Here is a 17184-nt window from a genome sequence, read left to right on the forward strand (position 1 = left end):
TGAAGCACGCATTGCCAGCACTGTTCTGTACATGGAACACTCAAGCCGATTTTGACCATCTAGTCGAATATTCGATATGCCTTTAGGCTTAATCCAATGCAATCACCCATTGGAGAGACCCCATGAAAAACATCATCGGCATCTACACCAGCCCGCGCGGCCATTGGGTCGGCGATGGTTTCCCGGTGCGCACCCTGTTTTCCTACGACAACCTGGGCAAGCACATCAGCCCGTTCCTGCTGCTCGATCACGCAGGTCCCGCCGAATTCATTCCGACCACTGAACAGCGTGGCGTCGGCCAGCACCCGCACCGTGGTTTCGAAACCGTCACCATCGTCTACGACGGCGAAGTGCAACACCGTGACTCCACCGGCAGCGGCGGCACCATCGGCCCGGGCGACGTGCAATGGATGACGGCAGCGTCCGGCATCCTCCATGAGGAATTTCACTCGGAAAACTTCGCAAAAACCGGCGGCAAGCTGGAAATGGTCCAGCTGTGGGTCAACTTGCCGGCCAAGGACAAAATGGCCGCGCCGGGGTACCAGACGATTCTCGACCGTGACATTCCGAACGTCGCGCTCAAGGATGGCGCCGGCAGCCTGCGTCTGATCGCCGGTGAATTCGATGGGCACACCGGACCGTCGCGGACGTTCACGCCCATCGACGTCTGGGATCTGCGCCTCAACGCCGACAAGCTGCTGACGCTTGATCTGCACGAAGGACGCAACACCGCATTAGTAGTGTTGAAAGGTTCGGTACAGGTTAACGGCGCGGAGTCGGTGGGAGTAGGGCAGTTGGCGCTGTTCGAACGCGACGGTGATCGCCTCACACTGCAAGCGAGCGAAGACGCGGTGGTGTTACTGCTCAGCGGCGAGCCGATCGACGAACCGATCGTCGGCCATGGCCCGTTTGTGATGAACACCGAGGAGGAAATCCACCAGGCCTTCGCCGACTTCCAGTCCGGCCGCTTTGGCCGGATGCACCTTTAACGCAAAACACCCTGTAGGAGCTGCCGAAGGCTGCGATCTTTTGATCTGATCGTTCCCACGCTCTGCGTGGGAATGCAGCCGGGGACGCTCCGCGTCCCATAGCCTCAAGATCGCAGCCTTCGGCAGCCCCTACAGGGTTTCGCAGTGTTTTCAAGCAGCGGTTCATCCGCTCAAATCAATTGCTCCTACACTGTGCCAATCTGTGCGATCTTCTCGCGATTGGCCTTTGTCGGAGTTGTTTGATGCTGTCTCTGCTGACCGAACACCCGTTGTTTTGCGCATTGATCCTGATTCTGCTCGATCTGGGCCTGTGGCGGCTGATCAGCTCCCGCGGCAGTGAATGGAAGTTGCTGGTGCGGGTGCTGATCTTCGCCCTGTTCAGCATCGTTCTGTTCAACGAAGGCCTCAACCCGCTGGAGCCGGCGCCCTGGGCCGACAATGTGCCGCTGCATCTGGCGGCGACCGGGTTGCAGATCGGTTGGTGGCTGTTCGGCGCGCGCACGCTGACGGTGTTGATCGGCGCGGTGATGATGCAACGGGTCGGCCACACCGGTCGCCTGTTGCAGGACTTGCTCGGCGCGGTGATTTTCCTCATCGCGATCATTGCGGCGCTGGCCTACGTTCTGGATTTGCCGGTCAAAGGCGTGCTGGCGACTTCCGGCGCGTTGGCGATCATTGTCGGCCTGGCCCTGCAGAGCACCTTAAGCGATGTGTTTTCCGGCATCGTCCTCAACACCACCAAGCCCTATCAGCTCGATGACTGGATTTCGATCGACGGCACCGAGGGTCGCGTCACCGACATCGACTGGCGCGCCACGCGTCTGCAGACCAGTCAGGGCAGCATGGCGGTGATTCCCAACTCGCTGGCGGCCAAGGCCAAAATCATCAACTTCAGTCGGCCAAGCAACATGTTTGGCGTGTCGATCAGCGTGCCCGTCAGCCCCCATGCCCGGCCCAGCTCGGTGATCGAAGCACTGGAGCGGGCGATGCAAGGGTGTCGGCAATTGCTCGACACACCCGCGCCGAGCGTGTCGTTGAAGAGTTCTGCCAGCGGCGGTGCGGAATACGAGATCAGCGGGTTCGTCGCCTCGATGGGCGAGAAGCGCGTGGTGCGCAATCAGTTGTTTGATCTGGCCTACCGACATTTGCAGGCCTGCGGGGTCAATCTGCTGTCGAGCAACGAAACCATCGCCGCGCCGCAGTTATCGCGGCCACGGGCACTGCTGGAAAGCTCACCGATTTTCTCGACGCTACGCGAGGAAGAAAAAGACACCTTCAGCCAGAACATGACCCTGCAAACCTTCCGTGCCGGGGACACGATTCTGGCGGGCGGTGAAGTCAGCGATCATTTGTTCATCATTGAATCCGGTGTGGTCTCGGTGACGCTCAAACGCCACGGTACACCACTGGAGTCCGGGCGAATGGGGCCGGGAGAGGTGATCGGCGAGGCCGGAATACTTTCCGATACTGCGCTGCCGGCGGATTTTTCGGCGAAGACGTTCTGCGCCCTGTATCGCATTGAGAAGTCGTACCTGAAACCCTGCCTGGATGCGCGTCATGACATTCACGATGCGATGCAGGCGTTGCTCGATTTCCGCTTGCACAAGGCGCAGTCGTTGACTGAGGACACGCCAGTCGTTGCGCCGAAAAAAGGCTTCCTGCAGTGGCTGCGTCATCGCGTCTGAGCCACGCCATCGGCATTCGATGCAACCTGCGCGGCGCTCCCAGGGTCACAATTTCTAATCCCACCGGGCAGGAGTTGCGGACGATGAAAAACCTGCGAATCGCCACCTTCAACGTCAACGGCATGCGCGCGCGATTGCCGAATCTGCTGGAATGGCTCAAGCGCGAACAACCGGACATCGCGTGCCTGCAAGAGCTCAAATCAGTGGACAGCGCATTTCCCGCCGCTGAACTGGAAGCCGCCGGTTACGGCGCGATCTGGCAGGGCCAGGCATCATGGAATGGCGTGGCGATTCTGGCGCGCGATGCGCAGCCGCTGGAGAGTCGACGCGGTTTGCCGGGTGATGCCGATGACACGCACAGCCGCTATATCGAAGCGGCGGTGCACGGCGTGCTGGTCGGTTGCCTGTATCTGCCCAACGGTAACCCGCAACCGGGCCCCAAATTCGATTACAAACTGGCCTGGTTCGAACGCCTGATCAGCTATGCCAAAGATCTGCAGAGCAGCGATCACCCGGTGGTGCTGGCCGGTGACTTCAATGTCGTGCCTACCGACATGGACATCTACAACACCCGTTCCTGGCTCAAGGATGCCTTGTTGCAACCCGAAAGCCGCGAGTGCTACCAGCGTTTGCTGGATCAGGGCTGGACTGATTCCCTGCGCCACGTGTATCCCGAAGAGCGCATCTATACCTTCTGGGATTACTTCCGCAATCATTGGCAAACCAACTCCGGCCTGCGCATCGACCATCTGCTGCTCAACCCGGCACTGAGTCCGTACCTGCACGACGCCGGGGTCGACGCCTGGGTGCGCAACGAGCCGCACGCCAGTGACCATGCGCCAACGTGGATTCGTATCGGCTCGCGGAAAAAACGCTGAGCGGGCGATTGGCGAAATCAATTGTCGAACGCCGTGCCCGATCCCGTATACAGGGCAACATCCTCGCAGTGTTCTGCGGCCCTATGCATAAGGATCGAGCAATGAGCGCGCCACAGCTGACCAATACCAATCTGTACCTGCAACGGCTGGGTTTCGATGCGCCGCCGCCACCGACGCTGGAAACCTTGCGTCAGTTGCAACTGCGCCATACCGCCGAGTTTGTGTTCGAGAATCTCGCGACGGTCAGTGCTGAGCCGGTGTTGATCGACCTTGCGTCCATCGAAGAAAAACTCCTGCGCAGTGGTCGCGGCGGCTATTGCTACGAACTCAATTACTTGTTCTTCGCGCTGTTGCTGGAATTGGGGTTCGACGCGCGGGCGATCAGCGGGCGCGTGGTGATGAATCAACCCGAAGGCAGCTGGACGGCGCGAACCCATCGTTTGAGTCTGGTGACCATCGACCAAGCGCGTTACATCACCGACGTCGGCTTCGGCGGCATGGTGCCCACCGCGCCGCTGTTGCTCGACAGTGAAGATGAGCAACCAACCCCGCACGAACCCTACCGCATCGACAAACAAATGGGTGGCTACCTGCTGCGCGCGAAAGTCGCGGGCGAGTGGCGGCCGATGTACCTGTTCGATTTGCAGCGCCAGGAAGACATCGATTACACCGTCGGCAACTGGTACGTCTCGACCCATCCCGAGTCACCTTTTGCGCATCGTTTGATGGTTGCACGCACCGGCAATGGTTGGCGCAAGACCCTGAACAACGGCAGTTTTGCCATTCATCACATGGGCGCCGACAGTGAGCGGCGCGAGGTGGCGGACGTCGACGAGCTGGTTGAATTGCTGCGGCGTGAGTTTGACCTTGAGGTGCCTGATTTACCGCGTGTACGACAAGCGCTGGCCCCGGTAATAGCGCCATTATCGGTCTAAGGCTTTACGTCAGGCTCCAGCACGCGACGGATCTCCCGCTGGCAAAAAGAACGCGACTGCACCGTCGGTCGCCGTAAACGCTTCAGCCTGGTGGGCACTGGCGCGCACGCAGCGGGAATGTGTTGCCGGATCTGTTGGGGCAAGAAGTGCCGGCTAGAAGGTTGGATGGCTACCTAACCATTATGTGACTGACAAGTTGTATACAACTCTATGGACATTTGTCCTGAGTATTGAATACAGTGTGCGCATAACAAAAACCAGGGAACCCCCCACCATGAAAACGCCCCATGTTTCACACCAACGGCCCGAGGACGAAAACCTCGGGGTCGGCGCGAATATGGCTTACGGCCTGCAACATGTTCTGACCATGTACGGCGGTATCGTTGCGGTGCCACTGATCATTGGCCAGGCGGCCGGTTTGTCGCCGGCGGACATTGGTCTGTTGATTGCTGCTTCATTGTTTGCGGGGGGGCTGGCGACACTGCTGCAAACCCTGGGTCTGCCGTTTTTTGGCTGTCAGTTGCCGCTGGTCCAGGGCGTATCGTTCTCCGGCGTGGCGACCATGGTCGCGATCGTCAGCAGCGGCGGGGAGGGCGGTTTCCAATCGGTGCTGGGTGCGGTGATTGCCGCCTCGTTGATCGGTTTGCTGATCACGCCGGTGTTCTCACGCATCACCAAGTTCTTCCCGCCGCTGGTCACCGGTATTGTGATCACCACCATCGGCCTGACGCTGATGCCTGTTGCCGCACGCTGGGCAATGGGCGGCAACAGCCACGCGCCGGATTTCGGCAGCATGCAAAACATCGGTCTGGCGGCGGTCACGCTGGTGCTGGTGTTGCTGCTGAGCAAGGTTGGCAGTGCGACCATTTCGCGCCTGTCGATCCTGTTGGCCATGGTGATCGGCACCGTGCTGGCGGTATTCCTCGGCATGGCTGATTTCTCCAGCGTCACCACCGGTCCGATGTTCGGCTTCCCCACACCGTTTCACTTCGGCATGCCAACCTTCCACTTCGCTGCAATCCTGTCGATGTGCATCGTGGTCATGGTGACGCTGGTGGAAACCTCGGCGGATATTCTGGCGGTTGGCGAGATCATCGACACCAAGGTCGACTCCAAGCGCCTGGGCAATGGCCTGCGTGCCGACATGCTGTCGAGCATGTTTGCGCCGATCTTCGGTTCGTTCACGCAAAGTGCTTTCGCGCAGAACGTCGGACTGGTGGCGGTGACCGGCATCAAGAGCCGTTTCGTGGTTGCCACCGGCGGCCTGTTCCTGGTGGTTCTGGGGCTGCTGCCGTTCATGGGGCGTGTGATCGCCGCTGTGCCGACTTCGGTTCTGGGCGGCGCCGGTATTGTGCTGTTCGGCACGGTGGCGGCGAGCGGCATTCGCACGTTGTCGAAGGTGGATTACCGCAACAACGTCAACCTGATCATCGTTGCCACCTCGATCGGTTTCGGCATGATCCCGATCGCCGCGCCGAACTTCTACGATCAATTCCCGAGCTGGTTCGCAACGATTTTCCATTCGGGTATCAGTTCATCGGCAATCATGGCGATCCTGCTCAACCTGGCTTTCAACCACTTCACGGCCGGCAACTCGGATCAGCAGTCAGTGTTCGCCGCAGCGGAAGAGCGCACTCTGCGTTATCGCGATCTGGCCGCGCTGCGTGAGGGCGATTACTTCAGCGACGGCAAGCTGCATGACTGCGATGGCAAGGAGGTACCGGTGATCGAGCCGGATGACCACGACCTCGGGCAGGGCGCGCCGAAGGTGCAGGTGAAGAGCAGCGAACATGTCTGACCGCTGCGTCTGAAACAGAAAAGGCCGACCTGCCCGTGCAGATCGGCCTTTTCTGTATTTTTCGAGCGCCCACAAAAAAGCCCCTGAACCTTTCGATTCAGGGGCTTTGCTATTTGGCTCCACAACCTGGACTCGAACCAGGGACCCAGTGATTAACAGTCACTTGCTCTACCAACTGAGCTATTGCGGAATTGGTGCGTATGTTACTGATTCAAAAAGAGAAGTCAAGCGCCACTTGGCAACTTTTGCGAATCGTCGGGACGGACGGCATTTTGTCAGCGATTGGCGGTTACCAGAATGACCCCAGAGGTCTACCATGGCAGCCCGGAAGTGGTCACACGCGCTGCCGGCCATTCGCCGCAAAGGTACGCGCCATGACTCAAATCACTCGCAACACCCAGGTGCTCGCATGAGCACCACACAAATCAGCCTGCCCAAAGGGATCGGCCCGCACGCCGAAAAACTCTTCGATGCAATCGCCGGCGCCAGTACCGCCGAAGCGTTGAACCGGGCGGGCGGCAAGGCTGAAGGATTCGTCCTCGGTCTGGAAAGCAGCAAAGCGATCAAGAGCCAGGTCGCCGAATCGCTGTATGTGATTTACGACGATGCCGCCACTCAGCGCTCGGCCGAATTGGCTTAACTGCCGAAGGTGATCGTGCCGAGCATCAGCTTGGCATAGGCTGCCGTCGCTGCCAGTTGCACCAGCCACAGGGCCAGGCCACCGAGGAATACCCCGGTGGCGACTTGCAACACCAGGCTCTTTTCACGCTTGGCCGGAGCGCGCGGGATGAAATCATCCAGGTCGTCACGGTCGGCGCGCAGGTTGTCGTTTTTCATGTGGGTTCTCTTCAAAAATTTGGGGTGTACACAAAACCGGTAGGAGCTGCGGAACGCTGCGATCTTTTGATCTTGATCTTAGAAACAAGATCAAAAAATCGCAGCCTCGTTGCACTCGTCAGCTCCTACACTCTGGATTGTGTGCAGTCTAGAGGTTGCAAGGCGTTTTCCGGGACAAATAAAAACGGGAAGCCCAAAGGCTTCCCGTTTTTTCATCAGGCGGCGAAATCAGATGACCTGAACGATCGCGTCCGTCACCGCCTTGATGTTGCTCTGGTTCAGCGCAGCCACGCAGATGCGGCCGGTGTCCAAAGCGTAGATGCCGAACTCGTTACGCAAGCGATGCACCTGTTCGGTGGTCAGGCCAGAGTAGGAGAACATGCCGCGCTGACGACCGACGAAGCTGAAATCGCGGCCCGGGGCTTTTTCTGCCAGGAGGGCAACCATCTGCTCGCGCATGCCGCGAATACGCAGACGCATCTCCGCCAACTCGGCTTCCCACTGTGCACGCAGTTCCGGGCTGTTCAGCACCGCAGCAACGATGCTGGCGCCGTGGGTCGGTGGGTTGGAGTAGTTGGTGCGAATGACGCGTTTGACCTGCGACAGCACACGCGCGCTTTCTTCTTTCGATTCGCTGATGATCGACAATGCGCCAACGCGCTCGCCGTACAGCGAGAACGACTTGGAGAACGAGCTGGAAACGAAGAAGGTCAGGCCGGACTCGGCGAACAGACGCACGGCAGCGGCGTCTTCATCGATGCCGTCGCCGAAACCCTGGTAAGCCATGTCGAGGAACGGCACGTGCCCTTTGGCCTTGACCACTTCCAGCACCTTGTTCCAGTCCGCCGGGGTCAGGTCGACGCCGGTCGGGTTGTGGCAGCAAGCGTGCAGGACAACGATCGAGCCGTTCGGCAGGGCGTTGAGGTCGTCGAGCATGCCGGCACGGTTCACGTCGTGCGTGGCGGCGTCGTAGTAACGGTAGTTCTGCACCGGGAAACCGGCGGTTTCGAACAGCGCGCGGTGGTTTTCCCAGCTCGGGTCGCTGATCGCCACGACGGCGTTCGGCAGCAGTTGCTTGAGGAAGTCGGCACCGATTTTCAGTGCGCCGGTCCCGCCGACGGCTTGAGTGGTGATGACGCGACCGGCGCTGATCAGCGGCGAGTCGTGGCCGAACAGCAGTTTTTGCACGGCCTGGTCGTAGGCAGCGATGCCGTCGATCGGCAGGTAACCGCGCGAAGCGTGTTGAGCGACCCGAATCGTCTCGGCTTCGATCACCGCGCGCAGCAGTGGAATTCGCCCCTCTTCGTTGCAATACACGCCCACGCCCAGGTTGACCTTGGTGGTCCGGGTATCGGCGTTGAATGCTTCGTTGAGGCCCAGGATTGGATCGCGGGGTGCCATTTCGACAGCGGAGAACAGGCTCATTATTACGGCGGCTCTGAATGGAGAGTGGAGGGACGTGTAGCGCTCCAGCCGAATGCACTAGAGCGGTGCACAAACGGGGAGCTAGTATAGAGGCCATCACCGCGCAATGGCGACAGGCGAATCGGCTTTTGCGGTAAGTTTTTCCGATTATTTCTTGACCGTTAGTCGATTGAGTTTGTCAGAGTCTTTACCGGATGTAGGACGTTTGCCTTGAAAGCCCAGGCAATCGCCACCACATTAAGCACAATCCAGATTTTTTCTTGCGCGACATCGGTCGTTTGCGGTCGTCCTCGTGGTGCTCCGTCTGTCTCGGAACGCCGCGATTCCAGAGGTGTGTATGTCGGAATTCCAGCTAGTCACCCGCTTCGAGCCCGCCGGCGATCAGCCGACAGCCATTCGCCAGTTGGTTGAAGGCATTGAAGCCGGGCTGGCGCACCAGACGCTGCTCGGTGTGACCGGCTCGGGCAAGACCTTCAGCATCGCCAACGTCATCTCCCAGGTACAGCGGCCAACGCTGGTCCTGGCGCCGAACAAGACCCTGGCCGCGCAGCTTTACGGGGAGTTCAAGGCGTTCTTCCCGAACAACGCGGTGGAATACTTCGTTTCCTACTACGACTATTACCAGCCCGAAGCGTATGTGCCGTCGTCCGACACCTTTATCGAAAAGGACGCGTCGATCAACGACCACATCGAGCAGATGCGCCTGTCCGCGACCAAGGCGTTGCTGGAGCGCAAGGACGCCATTATCGTCACCACGGTGTCGTGCATCTATGGCCTGGGCAGTCCGGAAACCTATCTGAAAATGGTCTTGCACGTTGATCGCGGCGACAAGCTTGATCAGCGCGCGCTGCTGCGGCGCCTGGCGGACTTGCAATACACCCGCAACGACATGGATTTCGCCCGGGCGACGTTTCGCGTACGGGGCGACGTGATCGACATCTTTCCGGCGGAATCGGATCTGGAAGCGATCCGCATTGAGCTGTTCGATGACGAGGTCGAGAGCATTTCCGCTTTCGATCCGCTGACCGGCGAAGTCATCCGCAAGATGCCACGCTTCACTTTCTACCCGAAGAGTCACTACGTGACACCGCGCGAAACCCTGCTCGACGCCATCGAAGGCATCAAGGTCGAACTGCAGGAGCGTCTCGAATACCTGCGCAGCAACAACAAACTGGTAGAAGCCCAGCGTTTGGAGCAGCGCACCCGTTTCGATCTGGAGATGATTCTCGAACTGGGGTACTGCAACGGCATCGAAAACTATTCGCGCTACCTGTCCGGGCGCCCGGCCGGCGCGGCGCCGCCAACGCTTTATGATTACTTGCCGGCCGACGCCTTGCTGGTCATCGACGAATCCCACGTCAGCGTGCCGCAGGTCGGCGCGATGTATAAAGGCGACCGCTCGCGTAAAGAGACGCTGGTCGAATACGGCTTCCGTCTGCCTTCGGCGCTGGATAACAGGCCGATGCGTTTCGACGAGTGGGAAGGGGTCAGCCCGCAGACCATTTTCGTCTCGGCGACGCCGGGCAATTACGAGGCCGAACACGCCGGCCGCGTGGTCGAGCAAGTCGTGCGGCCGACCGGCCTGGTAGACCCGCAGGTTGAAGTGCGGCCGGCGCTGACCCAGGTCGACGACTTGCTCTCGGAAATCACCAAGCGTGTGGCGATCGAGGAGCGCGTGCTGGTCACCACGCTGACCAAGCGCATGGCCGAAGACTTGACCGACTACCTCGCCGACCACGGCGTGCGCGTGCGTTACCTGCACTCGGACATCGACACCGTTGAGCGCGTCGAGATTATCCGCGACTTGCGCCTCGGCGTGTTCGATGTGCTGGTCGGCATCAACTTGTTGCGTGAAGGTCTCGACATGCCGGAAGTGTCGCTGGTGGCGATTCTCGACGCCGACAAGGAAGGCTTCCTGCGTTCCGAGCGCTCGCTGATCCAGACCATCGGCCGCGCGGCGCGCAACCTCAATGGCCGGGCCATTCTGTATGCCGATCGCATGACCGGTTCGATGGAGCGGGCCATCGGCGAGACCGAGCGTCGTCGCGAGAAGCAGATCGCCTACAACCTTGAACACGGCATTACCCCAAAAGGCGTGATCAAGGACGTCGCCGACATCATGGAAGGCGCCACCGTGCCCGGTTCGCGCAGCAAGAAGCGCAAAGGCATGGCCAAGGCTGCCGAAGAGAACGCCAAGTACGAAGCCGAACTGCGCTCGCCAAGCGAAATCACCAAACGCATCCGCGCGCTGGAAGAGAAAATGTACCAACTGGCGCGGGATCTGGAGTTTGAAGCGGCGGCGCAGATGCGCGACGAGATTGCCAAACTGCGCGAACGATTGCTTACGGTTTAAGGGATCGTTCCCACGCTCTGCGTGGGAATGCCGCCCGGGACGCTCTGCGTCCCATCGCTCGCGTGACGCAGAGCGTCACAGGATGCTTTCCACGCAGAGCGTGGGAACGATCATTGTGTATCCCTGTGGGAGCGAGCTTGCTCGCGAATGGGGGCGACTCGGTATAAGCGAGTCCCGGTTCCGGCTTAAATACCCTGCCCGCTGGAGCGGGGCGGGTGTCGCCTGTTACCATTCGCCGCTTGATTGTTTTGCTTTTCATTCTTTTCGAGACATGCCATGACCACCGTCCGCACTCGCATCGCGCCATCGCCTACCGGGGATCCCCACGTAGGTACCGCTTACATCGCATTGTTCAATTACTGCTTTGCCAAGCAGCACGGCGGTGAGTTCATCCTGCGCATCGAAGACACCGATCAGTTGCGTTCGACCCGCGAGTCCGAACAGCAGATCTTCGACGCCCTGCGCTGGCTCGGCATCGACTGGAGCGAAGGCCCGGATGTCGGCGGCCCGCATGGCCCTTACCGGCAGAGCGAGCGTGGCGATATCTATCAGAAGTATTGCCAGCAACTGGTCGACATGGGCCATGCGTTCCCGTGCTTCTGCACCGCTGAAGAGCTTGATCAGATGCGCGCCGAGCAAATGGCCCGTGGCGAAACTCCGCGTTATGACGGCCGCGCGCTGCTGTTATCGAAGGAAGAAGTCGCCGCGCGCCTGGCCGCTGGTGAACCGCACGTCATCCGCATGAAAGTGCCGAGCGAAGGCGTTTGCGTGGTCCCGGACATGCTGCGTGGCGATGTCGAGATCCCGTGGGATCGCATGGACATGCAGGTGCTGATGAAGACCGACGGCCTGCCGACGTACTTCCTCGCCAACGTCGTCGACGATCACCTGATGGGTATCACCCACGTCCTGCGTGGCGAAGAATGGCTGCCATCGGCACCGAAACTGATCCTGCTTTACGAGTACTTCGGCTGGGAACAACCAGAGCTGTGCTACATGCCGCTGCTGCGTAACCCGGACAAGAGCAAGCTGTCCAAGCGCAAGAACCCGACTTCGGTGACGTTCTACGAGCGCATGGGCTTCATGCCGGAAGCCATGCTCAACTACCTCGGGCGCATGGGCTGGTCGATGCCGGATGAGCGCGAGAAGTTCTCGCTGCAGGAAATGGTCGACAATTTTGACCTCAAGCGCGTATCCCTCGGCGGGCCGATCTTCGACATTGAAAAGCTGTCGTGGCTCAATGGCCAGTGGCTGCGCGATCTGCCGGTGGAAGAGTTCGCCGCGCGCGTGCAGAAGTGGGCGCTCAACTCTGAATACATGATGAAGATCGCGCCGCATGTGCAGGGCCGCGTCGAAACATTCAGCCAGGTCGCACCGCTGGCAGGGTTCTTTTTCGCTGGCGGCGTTAACCCGGACGCCAAGCTGTTTGAGTCGAAAAAGCTCTCCGGCGATCAGGTTCGTCAGTTGATGCAGTTGATCCTGTGGAAACTGGAAAGCCTGCGGCAGTGGGAGAAGGACAGCATCACCGCGACGATTCAGGCGGTGGTCGAATCCCTCGAGTTGAAACTGCGCGACGCGATGCCGTTGATGTTTGCGGCGATCACCGGGCAGGCCAGTTCGGTGTCAGTGCTTGATGCGATGGAAATTCTCGGGCCGGACCTCACCCGTTATCGCCTGCGCCAGGCAATCGACCTGCTGGGCGGCGTGTCGAAGAAAGAAAACAAAGAGTGGGAAAAGCTGCTCGGCGCCATCGCCTGGGCGCTGTAGGAGCTGCCGAAGGCTGCGATCTTTTGATCCTGCCTTCGGCGTTTCTCCCGAGTTTACGGGGGAGGGCGGTAAGTGATTGTTATCCCGACAGAAAATTTTGAAATTTTTCAAAAATAAGTTTGACAGGCTTTCGATACGCCCTTAAGATTCGCCCCGTCCTCAGCGATGAGGGGCTATAGCTCAGCTGGGAGAGCGCTTGCATGGCATGCAAGAGGTCGACGGTTCGATCCCGTCTAGCTCCACCAATTTACACTTCAAGGTCTGGCCACATCGGCCTTGAAGCGATCAACACTCAGCGTTGATCAGTTGTATGGAAGGGTTTGCGTCCCCTTCGTCTAGTGGCCTAGGACACCGCCCTTTCACGGCGGTAACAGGGGTTCGAGTCCCCTAGGGGACGCCAGTTTTACAGAAGTGATGTTGCAAGAGATCACTCCGCCGCGAGGCGAAAAATCCGGGGCTATAGCTCAGCTGGGAGAGCGCCTGCATGGCATGCAGGAGGTCAGCGGTTCGATCCCGCTTAGCTCCACCAATTTTACAGTTCAAGGTCTGGCCACACCGGCCTTGAATCGATCAGCTCTCAGCACTGATCAGTTGTATAGAAGGGTTTGTGTCCCCTTCGTCTAGTGGCCTAGGACACCGCCCTTTCACGGCGGTAACAGGGGTTCGAGTCCCCTAGGGGACGCCACGATTACCCGCTCTGCGGGATTTATAAGGGTCATTCAATTATTGAATGGCCCTTTTGTTTGTCTGGCGTTTGGCCAATTCTCCATTTTCCTTACACTGTGCTTCAGACCAGCGGTCATATTCATGACTTGCGGAATATTATTATGCGAATAATATTCTAGTCGTAATATTCGGAGGCGACGATGAACGATAAAAAAGCTCAAACCCGCGAACGTATCCTCAAGGCAGCCAGCGCCGCACTGATTCAACGCGGCCCGGCAGACCCGAGCGTGGGTGAAGTGATGGGCGCAGCCGGCCTGACCGTCGGCGGCTTCTATGCGCACTTCGAAAGCAAGGACGCGATGATGCTTGAAGCGTTCAGGCAATTGCTGGGCCGGCGTCGCGACCTGATTGCCGACATGGATGCCGATCTGACTGGCGAAGAACGTCGCGCCTTGGTGGCTGCGTTCTATCTGTCACGCAAACACCGGGATTCCAGCGAAGCCGCGTGCCCGATTCCGGCGTCGATTGGCGAACTTGGCCGTCTGCCCGAGTCGTTCCGCATCGCGCTGAACGAGCATTTGGAGTTGATGGTGGCGCAACTGGCAGCCAGTCCTGAAGACACCGACAAGGCTTTGGCCGATGTCGCGCTGATGGTGGGTGGTCTGGCCCTGGCAAGAGCGCTGGGTCCGGGAGAGTTATCCGATCGATTGCTGCGCGCTGCCAAGTCGGCTGTGCGTTGACCTGAAGGCAACAAGCCTGAGGAGATAGCGATGAACGCGTTGAAGTGGGTTCGTGGCGTTAACGGCACCTTGGGCTGGATTGCACCGAAACAGGTGGCGAGCAAAATGCGTCTGGCATTCATGACGCCTCGCGCGCTGCCGCTGCGGGACTGGGAGCTGCCATTGCTGGCGAGCTCCGAGCGCATCACTTTGCGCTTCGGCCTGTCGGCGCTGCGCTGGGGCCAGGGCCCTACGGTGTTGCTGATGCACGGTTGGGAAGGACGGCCCACGCAATTCGCCTCGCTGATCAATGCTCTGGTCGAAGCCGGCTATACCGTCGTCGCACTCGACGGCCCGGCCCATGGTCGCTCACCCGGGCGCGAAGCCAATGTGGTGCTGTTCGCCCGCGCCATGCTTGAAGCCGCTGCCGAATTGCCGCCGCTGCAAGCGGTTATCGGCCATTCCATGGGCGGTGCCAGTGCGATGCTCGCCGTGCAACTGGGCCTGCGCACCGAAACCCTGGTGAGCATTGCCGCTCCGTCGCGCATTCTCGGCGTGCTGCGCGGTTTCGCGCGCATGGTCGGCATGCCGCCGCGAGCGCGATCCGCGTTCATTCGTCAGGTCGAACAGGACGTCGGCATGCGCGCCGCGACCCTCGATGTGGCGCAGTATCAGCTGGACATGCCGGGCTTGATCGTGCATGCCGAGGACGACAATTTCGTCTCGGTCAAGGAATCGCAGCTGATTCACGAAGCCTGGTTCGACAGCCGCCTGCTGCGTTTGGAGAGTGGCGGTCATCAACGCGTGCTGGCCGACCCTCGAGTGATTGATGGCGTGTTATCACTGCTGGCCGGGCGCAGCCTTCAGGCGCGCCAATCGGCCTGAGCTCCGTTACACTGCCCCGGTTGAAAACTTTGACCGGGAGTGGGGCATGGGCTGGGATCGGGCAACGCCGTTTACCATTGATCTGCAAGTAGGCGCTGAGGACATCGACGGGCTCGGGCACGCCAATAACGCGGTGTACGTGACTTGGCTCGAGCGCTGCGCCTGGCGCCACTCGCAACGCCTGGGGCTGGACCTGGTCGAGTATCGGCGGCTGGATCGGGCGATGGCCGTTGTTCGCCATGAAATCGATTATCTGGCCGCGGCTTATGAGGGCGATGAGTTGCAGTTGGCGACCTGGATCGTCGATTGGGATCAGCGCCTGAAAATGACCCGGCATTTCCAGCTCAAGCGCCCCAGTGACAATGCCACCCTGTTGCGCGCCCAGACCACCTTTGTCTGCATCGAACTGTCGACAGGCAAGCCCAAGCGCATGCCGGCCGAGTTTATCGACGGCTATGGCCCGGCGATCTGGCTCCAGCCTGACCCGGTCCGGTAGGAGCTGCCGAAGGCTGCGATCTTTTGATTTTGCTTTTTGCAGATCTAGACCAAAGATCGCGGCCTTCGGCAGCTCTTACAGGGGATCTGCGGTTTTCTGCGATATCCAGTAAACTGCCGGACGTTTTTTCCTCAAGTAGTCTTTCACATGCAAATTGCTTTGGCGCCCATGGAGGGGTTGGTCGACGACATCCTGCGCGACGTGCTGACCCGCGTTGGCGGCATTGACTGGTGCGTGACCGAATTCATTCGGGTCAACGACCAGTTGCTCACCCCGGCGTACTTTCACAAATTCGGCCCCGAGCTGCTCAACGGCGCCCGCACTGCGTCTGGTGTGCCGCTGCGCGTGCAGTTGCTCGGTTCCGATCCGGTGTGCCTGGCGGAAAACGCCGCGCTGGCTTGCGAACTCGGTTCTGAAGTGATTGACCTCAACTTCGGCTGCCCGGCCAAGACCGTCAACAAATCCCGTGGTGGTGCCGTGCTGCTCAAGGAGCCGGAGCTGCTCAACCGGATCGTCGAGCACGTCCGTCGCGCCGTACCGGCGCATATCCCGGTCACCGCGAAAATGCGCCTGGGTTTCGACAGCCCCGACGGTTCGCTGGTCTGCGCCACGGCGCTGGCCGAGGGCGGCGCCGAGCACATTGTTGTTCACGCCCGAACCAAAGTTGACGGCTACAAGCCGCCGGCCCATTGGGAGTGGATCCCGCGCGTACAGGACGTGGTCAAGGTGCCGGTGTTCGCCAACGGTGACATCTGGAGCGTTGAAGACTGGCGCCGTTGCCGGGAAATCAGCGGCGTAGAAGACATCATGCTCGGCCGCGGTCTGGTTTCCCGCCCGGATCTGGCCCGGCAGATCGCCGCCGCTCGCGCTGGTGAAGAGGTCGTCGAGATGACCTGGGCCGAACTGATGCCTTTGATCCAGGATTTCTGGCTGCAGGCCAAAGCGCAGATGACCGCGCGCCAATCGCCCGGCCGCCTCAAGCAATGGCTGGCCATGTTGACGCGCAACTACTCCGAAGCCGCCGAGCTGTTCACCGTTCTGCGGCGCGAAACCGAGCCTGATCAGGTCTCCCGTTTGCTCGGATTGCCGCTCGTCGAGGCCGCGTAAAAAATCTGAAATTAATCTCTTGAAATCAAAACAGCGGTCCCTATCTAAGGGGTACGCGATGCCGAATTCGGGTCGCGGAGACACAAAACCTTGCTGATTGTTTTCAGGAGATTTGAATCATGAGTACTGCATTTTCTCTCGCGCCACTGTTCCGTTCCTCAGTAGGTTTCGACCGTTTCAACGATTTGTTCGAAACTGCGCTGCGTAACGAGCCAGGCAGCAGCTACCCGCCCTACAACGTCGAAAAACACGGTGATGACCAATACCGTATCGTCGTTGCGGCCGCCGGCTTCCAGGAAGAAGACCTGGATCTGCAAGTCGAAAAGGGTGTGCTGACCATCAGTGGCGGCAAGCGCGACACTGACGAGAGCGTCACGTTCTTGCACCAGGGCATCGCTCAGCGAGCCTTCAAACTGTCGTTCCGTCTGGCCGACCACATCGAGATCAAAGACGCTGCACTGCGCAACGGCCTGCTGAGCATCGATCTGCTGCGTGTGATCCCGGAAGAAGCGAAAGCCAAGCGCATCCCGATCAATGGAGCGCAGCAGCCGGCGTTGCAGCATTGATTCACGTGCTGACACACAATCGTCTGAACTGACGATAAGCCGTTGAACGAAAGGCCCCGAAACGTCGGGGCCTTTTTT

Annotated in this window: 15 protein-coding genes and 5 tRNA genes; 17 read left to right on the forward strand and 3 right to left on the reverse strand. The window is 59.7% G+C overall.

Translation table 11 applies throughout. The annotated features are described in order from the left end of the window. The first annotated feature begins 122 nt into the window (after nucleotides 1-122). The 5 genes from ACP7D9_RS25660 to ACP7D9_RS25680 all read left to right on the forward strand — a co-directional run bounded on the left by ACP7D9_RS25660 (nucleotide 123) and on the right by ACP7D9_RS25680 (nucleotide 6285). The gene (locus ACP7D9_RS25660) at nucleotides 123-989 is read left to right on the forward strand and encodes a pirin family protein (protein WP_426159989.1); all 867 of its coding nucleotides are present in this window, start codon (nucleotides 123-125) and stop codon (nucleotides 987-989) included. Between the two features lie 242 nt (nucleotides 990-1231). Further along, on the forward strand, nucleotides 1232-2674 hold the full coding sequence (locus tag ACP7D9_RS25665) for a mechanosensitive ion channel domain-containing protein (RefSeq protein ID WP_426159990.1): 1443 nt from the start codon (nucleotides 1232-1234) through the stop codon (nucleotides 2672-2674). Between the two features lie 83 nt (nucleotides 2675-2757). Further along, complete coding sequence (gene xth, locus ACP7D9_RS25670) at nucleotides 2758-3552, forward strand: exodeoxyribonuclease III (RefSeq protein ID WP_101160055.1); 795 nt, start codon at nucleotides 2758-2760, stop codon at nucleotides 3550-3552. 101 nt (nucleotides 3553-3653) lie between these two features. Next, nucleotides 3654-4487, forward strand: coding sequence for an arylamine N-acetyltransferase family protein (locus tag ACP7D9_RS25675; protein ID WP_426159991.1), 834 nt, complete (start codon nucleotides 3654-3656; stop codon nucleotides 4485-4487). Between the two features lie 274 nt (nucleotides 4488-4761). Further along, nucleotides 4762-6285, forward strand: a complete 1524-nt coding sequence (locus tag ACP7D9_RS25680) for a nucleobase:cation symporter-2 family protein (protein ID WP_101160050.1) — start codon at nucleotides 4762-4764, stop codon at nucleotides 6283-6285. 114 nt (nucleotides 6286-6399) lie between these two features. Here ACP7D9_RS25680 and ACP7D9_RS25685 read toward each other — a convergent pair. After that, nucleotides 6400-6475: transfer RNA gene (locus ACP7D9_RS25685), tRNA-Asn, on the reverse strand. A 219-nt stretch (nucleotides 6476-6694) separates the two neighbouring features. On the opposite strand from ACP7D9_RS25685, the gene ACP7D9_RS25690 reads away from it, so the two are divergent. After that, complete coding sequence (locus tag ACP7D9_RS25690) at nucleotides 6695-6925, forward strand: hypothetical protein (protein WP_101160047.1); 231 nt, start codon at nucleotides 6695-6697, stop codon at nucleotides 6923-6925. Here the strand turns inward: ACP7D9_RS25690 and ACP7D9_RS25695 are convergent. Both ACP7D9_RS25695 and ACP7D9_RS25700 read right to left on the reverse strand, forming a co-directional pair. Then, the gene (locus ACP7D9_RS25695; RefSeq protein ID WP_016773917.1) at nucleotides 6922-7122 is read right to left on the reverse strand and encodes a hypothetical protein; all 201 of its coding nucleotides are present in this window, start codon (nucleotides 7120-7122) and stop codon (nucleotides 6922-6924) included. The genes ACP7D9_RS25690 and ACP7D9_RS25695 overlap by 4 nt on opposite strands. Nucleotides 7123-7350: 228 nt before the next feature. Beyond that, nucleotides 7351-8547, reverse strand: coding sequence for an amino acid aminotransferase (locus ACP7D9_RS25700; protein WP_101160043.1), 1197 nt, complete (start codon nucleotides 8545-8547; stop codon nucleotides 7351-7353). A gap of 337 nt (nucleotides 8548-8884) precedes the next feature. Here ACP7D9_RS25700 and uvrB point away from each other — a divergent pair, with 337 nt between their 5' ends. The 11 genes from uvrB to ACP7D9_RS25755 all read left to right on the forward strand — a co-directional run bounded on the left by uvrB (nucleotide 8885) and on the right by ACP7D9_RS25755 (nucleotide 17106). After that, nucleotides 8885-10900, forward strand: coding sequence for an excinuclease ABC subunit UvrB (gene uvrB, locus ACP7D9_RS25705; RefSeq protein ID WP_101160040.1), 2016 nt, complete (start codon nucleotides 8885-8887; stop codon nucleotides 10898-10900). Nucleotides 10901-11176: 276 nt separating this feature from the next. Further along, nucleotides 11177-12667: a glutamate--tRNA ligase gene (gene gltX / locus ACP7D9_RS25710; RefSeq protein ID WP_426159992.1), complete on the forward strand. Its 1491-nt coding sequence runs from the start codon at nucleotides 11177-11179 to the stop codon at nucleotides 12665-12667. 169 nt (nucleotides 12668-12836) lie between these two features. Continuing rightward, nucleotides 12837-12912: transfer RNA gene (locus ACP7D9_RS25715), tRNA-Ala, on the forward strand. 79 nt (nucleotides 12913-12991) lie between these two features. Next, nucleotides 12992-13067: transfer RNA gene (locus ACP7D9_RS25720), tRNA-Glu, on the forward strand. Between the two features lie 53 nt (nucleotides 13068-13120). Next, nucleotides 13121-13196, forward strand: a tRNA-Ala gene (locus ACP7D9_RS25725). An 80-nt stretch (nucleotides 13197-13276) separates the two neighbouring features. Further along, nucleotides 13277-13352, forward strand: a tRNA-Glu gene (locus ACP7D9_RS25730). A gap of 181 nt (nucleotides 13353-13533) precedes the next feature. Continuing rightward, entirely contained in the window at nucleotides 13534-14073 is a 540-nt protein-coding gene (locus ACP7D9_RS25735) for a TetR/AcrR family transcriptional regulator (RefSeq protein ID WP_101160035.1), read from the forward strand. A gap of 30 nt (nucleotides 14074-14103) precedes the next feature. Continuing rightward, on the forward strand, nucleotides 14104-14937 hold the full coding sequence (locus ACP7D9_RS25740) for an alpha/beta fold hydrolase (protein ID WP_101160032.1): 834 nt from the start codon (nucleotides 14104-14106) through the stop codon (nucleotides 14935-14937). 46 nt (nucleotides 14938-14983) lie between these two features. Beyond that, nucleotides 14984-15433 carry an acyl-CoA thioesterase gene (locus ACP7D9_RS25745; protein ID WP_313006182.1) on the forward strand — a complete coding sequence of 150 codons (450 nt, stop codon included), beginning with the start codon at nucleotides 14984-14986 and terminating at the stop codon, nucleotides 15431-15433. 147 nt (nucleotides 15434-15580) lie between these two features. Beyond that, entirely contained in the window at nucleotides 15581-16540 is a 960-nt protein-coding gene (locus ACP7D9_RS25750; protein WP_426159993.1) for a tRNA dihydrouridine synthase, read from the forward strand. Nucleotides 16541-16659: 119 nt separating this feature from the next. After that, on the forward strand, nucleotides 16660-17106 hold the full coding sequence (locus tag ACP7D9_RS25755; RefSeq protein ID WP_016773925.1) for an Hsp20 family protein: 447 nt from the start codon (nucleotides 16660-16662) through the stop codon (nucleotides 17104-17106). Nucleotides 17107-17184 lie beyond the last annotated feature (78 nt).

The sequence above is a fragment of the Pseudomonas sp. TSRC2-2 genome, assembly GCF_049897785.1.
Classification (GTDB): Bacteria; Pseudomonadota; Gammaproteobacteria; order Pseudomonadales; family Pseudomonadaceae; genus Aquipseudomonas.